Annotated in this window: 7 protein-coding genes and 3 tRNA genes; 7 read left to right on the top strand and 3 right to left on the bottom strand. The window is 62.1% G+C overall.

Annotated features, from left to right (window positions below; translation table 11 throughout):
* Nucleotides 1-63 precede the first annotated feature (63 nt).
* Together AC07UR_RS22835 and AC07UR_RS22830 are read left to right on the top strand one after the other, a co-directional pair.
* Nucleotides 64-972 (top strand): DMT family transporter, encoded by a 909-nt coding sequence (locus AC07UR_RS22835; protein ID WP_412728393.1) that lies wholly within the window; start codon nt 64-66, stop codon nt 970-972.
* Nucleotides 973-1056: 84 nt separating this feature from the next.
* Nucleotides 1057-3261, top strand: a complete 2205-nt coding sequence (locus AC07UR_RS22830) for an esterase-like activity of phytase family protein (protein WP_209791246.1) — start codon at nt 1057-1059, stop codon at nt 3259-3261.
* A 90-nt stretch (nt 3262-3351) separates the two neighbouring features.
* Here the strand turns inward: AC07UR_RS22830 and AC07UR_RS22825 are convergent, their stop codons facing one another.
* On the bottom strand, nt 3352-3825 hold the full coding sequence (locus AC07UR_RS22825; RefSeq protein WP_173419669.1) for a MarR family winged helix-turn-helix transcriptional regulator: 474 nt from the start codon (nt 3823-3825) through the stop codon (nt 3352-3354).
* Between the two features lie 183 nt (nt 3826-4008).
* A complete protein-coding gene (locus AC07UR_RS22820) occupies nt 4009-5847 on the bottom strand; it encodes a HAMP domain-containing methyl-accepting chemotaxis protein (protein WP_209791247.1) in 1839 nt (612 codons plus the stop codon).
* A gap of 376 nt (nt 5848-6223) precedes the next feature.
* Between AC07UR_RS22820 and AC07UR_RS22815 the strand changes: the two genes are divergently transcribed.
* The 3 genes from AC07UR_RS22815 (at nt 6224) to AC07UR_RS22805 (ending at nt 11423) form a co-directional block, all read left to right on the top strand.
* Nucleotides 6224-7501 carry a metallophosphoesterase family protein gene (locus tag AC07UR_RS22815; RefSeq protein WP_209791248.1) on the top strand — a complete coding sequence of 426 codons (1278 nt, stop codon included), beginning with the start codon at nt 6224-6226 and terminating at the stop codon, nt 7499-7501.
* A complete protein-coding gene (locus AC07UR_RS22810; RefSeq protein WP_209791249.1) occupies nt 7501-10962 on the top strand; it encodes an ATP-binding protein in 3462 nt (1153 codons plus the stop codon). The genes AC07UR_RS22815 and AC07UR_RS22810 overlap by 1 nt, the downstream gene beginning before the upstream one ends.
* A 62-nt stretch (nt 10963-11024) precedes the next feature.
* The gene (locus tag AC07UR_RS22805; RefSeq protein ID WP_209791250.1) at nt 11025-11423 is read left to right on the top strand and encodes a (R)-mandelonitrile lyase; all 399 of its coding nucleotides are present in this window, start codon (nt 11025-11027) and stop codon (nt 11421-11423) included.
* A gap of 293 nt (nt 11424-11716) precedes the next feature.
* On the opposite strand, the gene AC07UR_RS22800 is transcribed toward AC07UR_RS22805, so the two are convergent.
* Nucleotides 11717-11792: transfer RNA gene (locus AC07UR_RS22800), tRNA-Val, on the bottom strand.
* A gap of 729 nt (nt 11793-12521) precedes the next feature.
* Here AC07UR_RS22800 and AC07UR_RS22795 point away from each other — a divergent pair.
* Together AC07UR_RS22795 and AC07UR_RS22790 are read left to right on the top strand one after the other, a co-directional pair.
* Nucleotides 12522-12598, top strand: a tRNA-Asp gene (locus AC07UR_RS22795).
* Nucleotides 12599-12673: 75 nt separating this feature from the next.
* A tRNA-Asp gene (locus AC07UR_RS22790) sits at nt 12674-12750 on the top strand.
* Nucleotides 12751-12753 lie beyond the last annotated feature (3 nt).

The raw sequence follows: 12753 nt of genomic DNA, 5'->3' as shown, positions 1-12753 counted from the left end.
ACGGCTGCCCGTCTTCGCACCCTGCGCTCATGCGTCCTGGTTTTTGTTGGTCCCTGTTTGCGGATGAAGGACATGAGCGAGACTACTCAAGCATTTTTCACCTCCCGTGCCATGGCCGGGGCCGCCTGGATGATACTGGCCGGCGTTGCCTTTGCTCTGCTGAATGTCGTCACGCAATGGATGACGATGCAACTCGGCTTTTCCGCCACCTCGACCGCCTTCTGGCAATATGCGTTCGCGCTCATCTTCTCCCTGCCTTTCCTGTTGCGGGTCGGTCTATCGGCGATGCGCACCGTTTATCCCTGGCGTCACATCGTCCGCGTAGGCCTCGCAGCCCTGGGGGTCGGGGCCTGGGTTTCGGGCCTGGCCTCCGTCCCGATCTGGCAGGCGATCGCGCTGGTGATGACGTCACCGTTCTTCATCATTCTCGGTGCACGGCTCTTCCTTGGCGAACGCGTCGGCGCGTCCCGTTGGGGCGCTGCGGCAGTTGGTTTTGCCGGCGCTGCGATCATTCTGCAGCCCTGGTCGGAGAGTTTCACCTGGGCAGCCTTGCTGCCGGTTCTCTCGGCGCTGCTTTGGGGTGCGTCGTCGCTGATCACGAAGAGCCTGACCGGCATCGAGCGTCCCGAGACGATCACAGTGTGGCTGCTCGTGCTTCTGACGCCGATCAACGGCGTGCTGGCGCTGTCGGCAGGCTTCGTCGTGCCGAGCGGCACCATGCTCGCGCTGCTGGCGCTGGCGGGGCTCCTGACCGTCGTGGCACAGTTTCTGTTGACGCTGGCGTATACGGTTGCCGATGCCGCCTATGTGCAGCCCTTCGATGATCTCAAGTTGCCACTCAACGTTCTCGCCGGCTGGCTCGTCTTCGGTTATGCGCCGAGCGGTTATCTCTGGCTGGGAGCCGCATTGATCCTCGGCGCCTCGCTCTTCATCATGCGCCACGAGATGAAACGCGAGCGCGCAAGCGCGTAAAGCGACGCTGCACAACAAAGCTGCGGGATTGTCATGCGCCTGTCATCGCCATCCCGCAGAACCCCCTTGTTTTGGATATTCGACATGGGGGATTTCATGACCATTTCATCATGCAGAACGGCGCTCGCCGCCATGCTTCTTGCGTCTGTTGCTTTTCCGGCTGCTGCCGAACCGGTGTTCAATCGTATCGCGTCCTTCGCCGTTGCCGACAATCTGGAAGGTGACGCCCGCAAGGAAACGACTTCTGCGGAAATCATCACGGCCACCGAAGACGGCAACACGCTGATTTATTCCGATAGCCCCGGCAAGCGCATCGGCCTCATCGACATCACAGACGCCAAGGCGCCGAAGGCGGCCGGCATCGTTTCGTTCGATGGCGAGCCGACATCGGTGACCGTCGCTGGTGCCAAGGCACTCGTGGCCGTCAACACGCGCGAAAGCTTCATCAAGCCCTCCGGCTTCCTCGCCACCGTCGACGTCGCCTCCAAGAAGATCGAAGCGACCTGCGATCTCGGCGGTCAGCCGGACTCCGTCGCGGTCAACAAGGACCGCACGCTTGCCGCGATCGCCATCGAGAATGAGCGTGACGAGGAGGTCAATGACGGCAAGATCCCGCAGATGCCTGCCGGCGACCTGGTGATCTTGTCGCTGAAGGACGGTGTTGCCGATTGCGCCACGATCAAGCACGTGACCCTGACGGGCCTTGCCGACGTTGCCGGCGACGATCCGGAGCCGGAATTCGTTTCCTTCAACGGCAAGGACGAGATTGCGCTGACACTGCAGGAGAACAACCACATCGTCATCATCGATGCCAAGTCGGCGACGGTGAAGACGCATTTCTCTGCAGGCAGCGTCGACCTCAAGGACATCGATACCAAGCGCGACGGCGCGGTCGCCTTCAAGGACGAGCAGCCCGGCCGCAAGCGCGAGCCCGATGCCGTCAAGTGGCTCGACGACACCCGCATCGTCGTTGCCAACGAGGGCGACTACGAGGGCGGTTCGCGCGGCTTCACGATTTTCGATACGACCGGCAAGGTGCTGTTCGAGTCCGGCGCCAGCTTCGAACACGCGATTGCGTCGATCGGCCATTACCCGGAGAAGCGCTCGTCGGCCAAGGGCGTCGAGCCGGAGGGCCTCGAGGCCGCGAAGTTCGGCGACGACAATCTGTTGTTCGTGCTTGCTGAACGCGCATCCGTCGTCGGCGTCTACAAGGACACCGGCGCCGAGCCGGAACTGCTGCAGTTGTTGCCGTCGGGTATCTCGCCGGAAGGCGCCGTTGCGATCCCGTCGCGCAATCTGCTTGCCACCGCCAACGAGGTCGACCTTGGCGAGGACGGCGGCGCTCGCTCGCATGTGATGATCTACGAGCGTGGCGAAGGCGAGGCTGCCTATCCGCAGATCCGCTCGGCCGACAAGGATGGTCTACCTGTCGGGTTTGGCGCGCTTTCGGGTCTGGCCGCCGTTGCCGACAAGCCGGGTTTCCTGCGTGCCGTCAATGATTCCGTCTATGCGTCGCAGCCGACCATCTTCACCATCGACGCGACCCAGAAGCCGGCGCTGATCACCGAGACGCTCCGCATCACCCGCGACGGCGCGCCGGCACAGAAGCTCGACATCGAAGGCGTCGCCAATGATGGGGAAGGGGGCTTCTGGCTTGCTTCCGAAGGCAACTCCGACAAACTCTATAGCCATGCACTGCTGAAGGTGAACAAGAAGGGCGAAATCAAGAAGGAGATCGCTCTTCCCGAAGCTCTGCGTGCAGGCGAGACGCGCTTCGGCTTCGAGGGTGTGACGGTCGTCGGCGAAGGCGACGATCAGGTGCTCTGGATGGCCGTCCAGCGCGAATGGAAGGACGACCAGAAGGGCTTCGTCAAGCTCGTCTCCTACAAGCCATCGAGCGAAGAATGGGGTGCAGTCCGCTATCCGCTCGAGAAGGCAGACGGCGGCTGGGTCGGCCTCTCGGAAATCTCGGTGCACGGCGACTACGCCTATATCATCGAACGCGACAACCTGATCGGTCAGGCCGCCAAGCTCAAGAAGCTCTACCGTGTCGCGCTTGCCGAGTTGAAGCCGGCAGCGCTCGGCGGCGAGCTTCCGGTCGTCAAGAAGGAAGAGGTTCGTGACCTCATTCCCGATCTGAAGGCTCTCAATGGCTACGTCGTCGACAAGGTCGAAGGTTTTACCGTCGATGCCGCCGGTAACGGCTATGTCGTCACCGACAATGACGGTGTCGACGATTCCTCCGGCGAAACGCTGTTCTTCTCCATCGGTGCCATCGACGCGATGTAAGCGTCGGGCCAGGAGAAAAACGGAAGAGGCCGGGACATGACGTCCCGGCCTCTTTCTGTTTTGGCTATCAGCATTGGCGGAAAGAAGTGTTTAGCGGGCGACCGCAATCTGTGCGGCTTCCGCCTCGTCCTTGCGCTTGCGGATCTCGTCCGTCTTGTCGACGAGCTTGCCGACGATATCGAAGAGCTGATCGAGCTCCTTGTCGTCGAGTGCCGAGAAGATTTCCTCGATCAGCTGTTTGCGCGGGTGTTCAGCCGCTTCCAGTATGACGCGCCCTGTGTCGGTGATCGAGACGATCTTGGCGCGGCGGTCCTCGGGATCCGGCTTGCGCATCACGAGCCGGTCACGCTCAAGGCCATCGATCGCTTCGGTGACGGTGCGCGGCGCGAAGTTCAGTGCGCAGGCGATATCCGTCGAACGACAGGGGCCGAGCTTGCTCAGGAAAAACAGGAATTTGCTGCGCGCCAGCGAAACGCCTTCCTCTGTCATCGACTCGTTCACGAGCCGGTGGACGCGGTGATAAAGCTCAAACAGCCTGTCGGAAACTTCGAATGTCTTCTTCATGATCATCGTTGGAAAATTGTGAGGTGCCATGTCAAATGGCAGCAACATTATTGATAGTTACAATTGCTACATTTGTCGACTAAAACCTCTGCCGTTTCACGGTAACGACCTCCTCAACGAAGAAACGGCCTCCGTTTCCGGAGACCGTTTCACTTGCATGCTCAAGAATTTCGCCTGTTCGGACTATGCCGCCCAGCGCGATGAACCGGCCGAAGGTGCGTAGCCGTAGCCGGAAGTCTCGGCGAGCGTGAAGCGGGCGATAAGCTCGCGCAGACGACCTGCCTCCTGTGCCAGCGTCGCGCTTGCGGCATTCGCCTCTTCGACCATGGCGGCGTTCTGCTGGGTCACCTGATCCATCTGGTTGACGGCAGTGTTGACCTCGTAAAGGCCGGCAGACTGTTCCTGCGCCGAAACAGCGATCGCATCCATGTGCTGATTGATCGTCACGATGAAACCTTCGATCGTGCGCAGCGCTTCGCCGGTCTCGCGGACCAGCTTGACGCCGCTCTGCACCTCGACGGCCGAGTTGCGGATCAGGTCCTTGATCTCCTTGGCGGCATTGGCCGAGCGCTGTGCCAGTTCGCGCACTTCCTGGGCAACGACGGCAAAGCCCTTGCCGGCATCGCCGGCGCGCGCCGCTTCCACGCCAGCATTCAGCGCCAACAGGTTGGTCTGGAATGCGATCTCGTCGATGACGCCGATGATGTTGGAGATCTGGCTCGACGAATGCTCGATACGACCCATGGCGTCGACCGCACCGGAGACGATGGCGCCGGACTTGTGGGCGCTTTCGTTTGCCTGGCTGGCGATGGCGCGGGCTTCGTTGGTTCGTTTGGACGAACTGCCGACATTGGCCGTGATCTGGTCGAGGGCGGCAGCTGTTTCTTCCAGCGAGGCGGCCTGCTGTTCGGTACGGCGCGACAGGTCGTCGGCGCTCTGGCTGACTTCGCGTGCGCCGCTGTCGATGCTGCCGGAGCTGGAGGAGACGGCAGCCAGCGTATCGGCCAGCTGCGCAACGGCCTGATTGAGGTCGTGACGCAGCTGTTCGAAATCCGGCGCAAAAGGTTCGTTGAGCTGGAAGGCGAGATCGCCCGCCGCCAGGCGGCGAAGACCGGTCGCAAGACCCGCCGTTGCTTCCTGCAGGCGAATCTGCGCGGCGGCTTCCGCCTCCTCCGTTACGCGTCGACGCTCGGCCTCAGCCTGCTCACGCTGCACCTTGGCATCTTCCTCGAGCTGCAGATTGGAGATGGCGGCTTCACGGAAGACCTCGACCGCGCGGGCCATCTCGCCGATCTCGTCCTTGCGCGCACCGTAGGGAATGGCGGTGGAGGTGTCGCCGTTTGCAAGACCCGCCATCGAGCGGGTGATGATCTGGATCGGACGAGCGATGCCGCGGATTGCGTAGAGGATGGCGCCGAGCACGATGAAGGCCGCAACCGCGATGACACCCATTTCGATCGTGCGGATCTGGTCGTGCGTGGCGGAGCTTGCAGCAACGGCAGCGTCTGCGCCGGCAAGGTTAAGCGCGCGCATGTCCTTGATCGCCTGATCGACCAGTTGTTCCGTTTCGCGCATCTCGACCTTGAACACGCTTTGCGCCTTCATGTTTTCGAGATTGTTGGAGAGTTTGACCATGCCGGCGGAGACGGAGAGATAGGCTTCGTAGGTACTTTTTACCTTGTCGAGCGCCGCCTTGTCGGCGTCGGTGACCATGAGCGCGGCGTATTCGTCCGATAGCTTGCCGAACCCGGCCACGGTTTCACCGATGACCTTCTCCGCTGCCTTCTTCTCGAAAGGCGTCAGGGAGATCAGGTGCCGGGCAAACGACATGCGTGTGTCCGAAAGCTGGGTTTCGAGCGCACGCGAAAGCGAGACGCGCGGCAACCAGGTGGTGGCGATCTCGTTGTTGCGCTCGTTCATCATCTTGATGCCGCCGAGCGAGGCGACAGCCAAGACGGTGACGATGAGGCCAACCATCAGGAAAAGGGCAATAAGAGTGTGTGATATCTTTAGGCGCGACATGAATAACTCCGGAGGAACGGCGTCCGTAAAAGCTTGTGCATGAATAAGTCGTTCCGGCTCTTGATCGTCATGACGGAGCGGATGCCGAAGCAGGGAGTCATTCCTGTGCTTGACTGCACGCAAAATGCAGCCGCGCGAAACCTATCCAACAAGTTATTACAAAAGCGCTAATCGATTAGAGTGAGTATAATCTGATATTTGCACATAGGAGCACGCGCTCTTTCGAGCGATCGTTTCATGCCGAAACTGCAGTCCACATGTATTAGGACTGTCTTTACTTGGGTGGCCTGAAATAACCGTGTGGGATGGGCGCGTTCGCGTGGATGACGGTCGCCGGTGCATTGACGGGTGCTGCTGTCGCGGGCCATGGTCGCCCATGCCCTTCCGTTTCGTTCACACCGCCGACCTCCATCTCGATTCGCCGCTACGCAGCCTCGCGCTTCGAAATGCCGATCTTGCCGAAATCGTGCGCGGCGCCACCCGGCAGGCGCTCGTGCGGATTGTCGATCTCTGCCTTGCCGAAGAGGTCGATGCCCTGTTGATCGCCGGCGACCTTTACGACGGCAGCCAGACGTCCATGAACACCGCGCTGTTCCTCGCGGGCGAACTGCGCCGCCTGGACGAAGCCGGCATCCGTGTCTTCATCATCCGTGGCAACCATGATGCCCAATCGCAGGTGACGAATGAACTGACCTTGCCGCCGTCTACGCATGTCTTCAAGGGCCGCAGCAAGCCTGTTCTGGCCAAGACGCTGGAGAGCGGCCGCGATGTCTATATCCACGGCATGAGCTTTGCGAGCCCGCACGCGCCGGAAAGCCTGCTGCCGTCCTTTCACATGCCCGCTGTCGACACGATCAATATCGGCATGCTGCACACGAGCCTTGCGGGTGCAGCCGGCCACGATCTTTACGCGCCCTGCAGCGTAGCGGAGCTCCAGGCACACGGCTTCGACTATTGGGCACTCGGCCACGTTCATCAACATCAGGTGCATGCCAGCGAACCCTTTGTCGTCATGCCGGGCATGCCGCAGGGGCGCGACATCAATGAAGCCGGGGCCAAGGGCGTAATGCTGGTGACAGTCAGCGACGAGGGGCGGTTGACGATCGAGGAACGGGCGATCGGCCTTGCGACTTTCGAGAGGATGAGCATTGACCTTGCGGGCATTTCCGAGTGGGGCGATATGCTCGATGCGGTCCGAAACGCCTTCCTGCGGGCTCGCAATGCCAACGCTGCCGATCACGTGATCCTTCGGCTGACCTTGACCGGTGCGACACCGCTTGCCTGGCGCCTGCGCCGCGATGGCGATCTGCTCCAGGCAGAGATCGACAATGTGGCTGCGGGTATCGGCGGCTGCTGGGTCGAGAAGATCGAGCTCGAGTGCCGCAACCCGGATGCCGGAACCGGGACGGTGATGGCCGACCCGGTCGATGAATTGGCGGCGCTTGTCTCAACCGACGTCCTGCCAGCCCATGGCTACCGTCAGGACGTGCGCGCCGCCGTCGAGGAGTTGCTGCAGCAACTGCCGCCGGAGTTGCGCCAGCTCTTGGCGCCGGATGAAGCGGCTGTCGAAAGACTGGCATTCGATGCCGGTGTCTCCGGTGCAGCGGAGGTGCTTGCGCATCTTCACGGCAGCGCCGGCGGGGGGGCTCGCTGATGCGGTTGCGCGAACTCGACCTGGTGCGCTACGGCAAATTTACCGAGCGCCGTCTTGATTTCGGTCCGGCGGCATCGGGCACGCCGGACCTGCATATCGTCTACGGACCGAACGAGGCCGGCAAGTCGACGTTGTTTTCAGGCTTCCTCGATCTGCTTTTCGGCATCGAGCATTACAGCTCTTACGGCTTTCTGCACCCCTATCCAACCATGCGGGTCGGCGGGGTTGTCGAGGCGGCTGGTCGCACGCACCAGGCCTTCCGAGTGAAGCGCAAGACCAACACGCTGGTGGGCGCCGACGATCAGCCGCTGCCGGACAATCTGTTTTCCGCCTCGCTCGGCTCGATCGACCGTGCGACCTATCGCATGATGTTCTCGCTCGACGACGACAGCATCGAGGAGGGCGGGGAATCGATCCTGAAGAGTGAGGGTGAACTCGGTTCGCTGCTTTTTTCCGCCAGTTCCGGCCTACCCGATAGCGCCGCGATCCTGTCTATCCTCCGCGGTGAGGCGGATGCCTTTTACCGACCTCAGGCACGCAAGCATCAGCTTTCCGAATTGAAGGCCGAACTCGACGCGCTGAAGGTCGAGCGCAGTCGGCTTGATATCAATGCCCGCGAATACGCGGCGTTGCGCAAGACGCTTCTGGCGGCCCGTGAGCGTCACGACGCGGCCATGGCGCACCGTGTCGAGCTGCGCATGGAACGTGACCGGCTGAAGGCTCAGATGGATGCCTTGCCGCTCTTCAGGCGACTTGATGGTCTGCGAGCCGATCTGGCAAAGGCGCCGGCCTTGCCGCGAGCGCCGGCCGAGTGGGCAGCGGATCTGCCGGCGTTGCGCCGACGCGACATCGAAATCGCGACCAGGCTGCGCCAGCTTGACGACGAAGCCCGGCGCAGGCAGGACGAACTGGAAGATCTGCCGCGTGACGAGGCGGCCCTCGTCCTGACGGAACGTTTGAACGTGCTGCAGGAGACCGCGCTTGATGCACGGTATGTGACCGCGGCGCGCGACATGCCGGCACGGATCGACGAACTGTCGCGAACGAAAACCGAAATTGCCGCCTGCCTTGTCCGGCTCGGAGAGCCCGGCGACCGGGATCCGGCGTCGCTGCTGCTGCCGGCGGCCACAAACACCCGCCTGCAGGAACTCTCCCGGCAACATTCGGCGCTGCAGGAGCGTGCGGCATCGGCCCGACAGGAGGCGGATGCGGCAACGCGTGCGGAGCGGGAGACGGCCGGCGAGCTGGTGCGGCTACAGGCCGAAGGCGGCCCGGGTGCCGATCCGACCGTGCTTGTCGAGCGTCTTCGGCGCCTGCGGCAGGACGATTGCGGTCTGCGCCTGCATGCCGCAAGACAGTCGCTCGAGCGCCTGGATGCCGAGCTTGCCGATAAGCTCGAGGCTTTGAATCCGTTTTCCGGCAGCGCCGATGATCTGCTCGGTCTGCCTGTGCCGGCCGCTGGCACGATCGAGATCTGGCGACGGGAGCTTGCGGCGCTGGACGAAAGGCGTCTGCGCCTTGCAGATCGCATCGGCGGCGAGACCGAGCAGCTGGCTGGCGAGGCGGCCCGCCTCGACGCCCTGACGGCTTCGGGTGGGGCCATTGACGACAGGGCTTCCACCGAGCTTCGCCAGCATCGGCAGCATGCCTGGGAAAAGCACAAGGCGCGGCTGGATGCAACGACCGCCGTGATCTTTGAAGACGCCTTGCGGCGCGACGACGATGCAACGGCATTGCGGCTTGCCGAGGCGGCAAAGGTCGCAGATATGCGCTCGCTCGCCTTGTCGATCGCCGAGCGCCGGGCGCGGCTCGATTCGCTTCGGGAAAATCAGGTTTCAGTCGCCGGGGAATCGTCCGTGTTGCTGGAAGCCGTGCAGATGGCTGCGGCAGCCTGTGGATTACCTGGCGTCACGCAACTGCCGCAACTGGAGGCTTGGCTTGCGGCTCGGCTTGCGGCGCTCGATGTTCGCACGCAGCAGCGCTCAACCCGGCTGGAGTTCGATCGCGCCCAGGCCGACGCGAAGAACGCGCGTGAAACACTCAAGGAATCACTCGCCGAGATCGGACTGACCGAACGTCTGCCGCAGCGGCTTGATGATCTCATGGCCTTTGCCGAAAATGCCATCGCGCAGGCACAGGCGGCCTTCGTTGCCGGCAAGGCGGCGCGCGAGGCCGCTCGACGTGCCGGCGACGGTCTGGAGCAGCGGCTGTCGACCTTGACGCAGGCCGAAGACGCCTTGTCGTCCTGGCAGGCGCAATGGGATGATCTGCTGTCGGGCACCTGGCTTGCTGGTCGGTCTGAGCGGCCGCTGCCGGATCAAATTGCGCCCATGCTCGCCGTCTTGCAGGATCTCGACAAGCTGGTGCAGCGCAAGGTGGATCTCGATCACCGCGTCACCGGCATGCGCAAGGACCAAGTGGCCTTTGAGACGGCGATCGCAGACCTTGCCGGCGCTTCGGCCGTCGACGATACGCTTGCGACCTTCGCCGCCATGAAGGCGCGCATTGCCGACGCTGAAAAACACGAGGCTCGGCGCGCGGCGCTGTTGGCGGAATGTGTCCGGCTTGAAGAGGAGAAACGCAAGGTCGCTGCGGAGCAGGAGCTCCACGTTGCCCGCAAGCGCCTCGTGCTCGATTTTTTCGACTGCGAGACTTTGGATGAAGCAGGCTTGCGGCTCGACGCTTCGCGCGAACAAGAGAGGCTGTGCCAGCGCATCACCGAAGCGGAGGCCGACCTGGTGTCGCGCCTTGGCGTTGTCAGCATCGACGATGCGTTGGCGTTACTGGCCACGCTTGATGACGAGGCGGTAAGGCTGGAGTTGGTTCGCATCGAGGCGCTTCTTGAGGAAAGCGACCGCGATGTCAGCGAGTTGCATGCCGACATGCGAACGAAGGAAGCCGCGCTTGCAAGTATCGCCGGCGATGACACAGTTGCAGCCCTCGAGCAGCGTCGCCGCACGCTGCTTTTGGAGATCGAGGCAAAGGCGCTCGGCTATCTCAAACTGAGGGCGGGTCTGATCGCTGCCGAACAGGCGCTCCGGCTCTTTCGCGAGCGCCACCGCAGCGCCATGATGCGGCGCGCCTCGGAAACCTTCAGCCGTATCAGTGGCGGAGAATATACGGGTCTGTCGGCACAGGCCGACAAGGGCCAGGAGTTCCTGATTGCCAACGCCGCTGCCGGCGGATCCAAGCTGGCACGCGATCTCTCCAAGGGCACGCGCTTCCAGCTCTATCTGTCACTCAGGATCGCGGGCTACCATGAAGTGGCCGCAGCGCGCGAAGCCTTGCCCTTCATTGCTGACGACATCATGGAGACGTTTGACGACGGTCGTGCCGGTCGCGCCTTCGCGTTGATGGCGGATATGGCCCGCCTCGGGCAGGTGATCTATCTGACGCATCACGAGCATCTTTGCGACATCGCCCGGGCGGCGTGCCCGGAAGTGACCATCCACAGGCTTTGACGCTTGCTTAAATCGGCATGCTGTTGCCGAATGGTCGCCACGAAGAACTGGAGGAACGGCAGATGGATATCATACCCAGCGGTTCACGGCCCTCAACGCGGCCTCCGGCCGAGTATTTTACCGGAGCGGTCAGGCAGGACCCCGTGATCGAGGCGGCGGAGCCGGCTCGTGTGCGGGCCGTGAACGTGACGTTCGAGCCTGGGGCACGCACTGCGTGGCATACGCATCCGCTGGGGCAGACCCTGGTGGTCACCTCGGGCCGCGGGCTGGCGCAGGTCTGGGGCGGGCCGGTGCGCGAGATAAAGACTGGGGACGTGGTTTGGTTTTCGCCGGGTGAAAAGCACTGGCACGGTGCCGCGCCGGATACCGCCATGGCTCACCTCGCCATTCAGGAAGCACTCGACGGCAGGGCGGTCGATTGGCTCGAACATGTCAGCGACGAGCAGTATCGCGGTGTCTAGCCGATTCTTATGCGAATCGGCCGCGTTTGAGATGGGATGGCGAATCGGATTTGAGGCGTTCTTTCGCAGCGCGCCGCCAGAGCAAGGGCGCTTTCAAGAGAATCCGCTCCGCGACACGACTGAACGCCAAAGTGGTTTCCACCGCTTGAGTTTGCTGGCAGCGCCAACAGCACGATGTTTTGATGCGTTGAGTCCGCGAGACGCCGGGCGTTCATCGCGCATTGCGGCATAAAGCGCTGCGAGAGGCAGACGCATGGCCTGAACTACGTCATCAATTACATGAGAAGAGAAAATGGTGGGCGATGACGGACTCGAACCGCCGACATCCTCGGTGTAAACGAGGCGCTCTACCAACTGAGCTAATCGCCCTTCAGCGTCCGGACCGGATGTGTCCGCCGCGTCGGTGGCCGTGATCTAGGCGTAACCGAAAAAAACCGCAAGAGCATTTCCGTCGTTTTTTCGATTTTTTTTGCACGACGCGACAGAAGTGCAGGAGTTGTCGGGTTCTCGCGTTGTGGAAAAAAAACGGTGAACGGCGACTGTGGAAAACGACGATTGGTCTCACGGCGACTTTCGCTCGAATCCGTCGAGCAGGGACCAATACCAAGTCTCGATGATGGGAACCCATAGGATGGCGCACGGCTCATCGCTGGTCTCTGCCTCGGCGCGGTGCTGCATCGAGCAAACATCGCAACGACGCCAGAGCCAGCCACGCATTACCTTCGGCAGGCTTCTCAAGCTTTCTGGCGGTGTCGAGATCCTTGACCGATGCACGAGCATCGCTCCGCGGATCTCTCCTTGCCAGAAAACCCGATCGAGCCTGTCCTATAGGTTCTTATCATCGAGACTTTGATGAACATCCGCGCACCGGCTCTCCTCATGGCGGGACGTCCGGCCGTGCAAAGGGAAGCGAGCCTCCTATGATAGGGGAGGGAAGAGCCGGCTTTGATCTTGCCTGTGGATCAAATTTGGCTCTGTCACGGATTTGTCTCCAAACACGCTTGACACCCAAATGCGAACCGCTTAGTTAGCCGCTCATCGAACGGGCAAGCCCGCTTCGGTGCCGGGGCGGAAACGCCCCAGCCACTTCAAGATGATGCGGGTGTAGCTCAGTCGGTTAGAGTGCCGGCCTGTCACGCCGGAGGTCGCGGGTTCGAGCCCCGTCACTCGCGCCATTCTTGACATGGTTTGACTTGAGGCATTTTCAGAAAATGCCGATGGTGGTAATACTGGCCCCTTGGGTCATATGCGCGGGTGTAGCTCAGTCGGTTAGAGTGCCGGCCTGTCACGCCGGAGGTCGCGGGTTCGAGCCCCGTCACTCGCGCCATGT

This window comes from Ensifer sp. GW821-FHT05G01 (genome assembly GCF_059419585.1).
The sequence above is the reverse complement of the archived record's forward strand: the minus strand, read 5'-3'. Positions and strand labels throughout refer to the sequence as shown.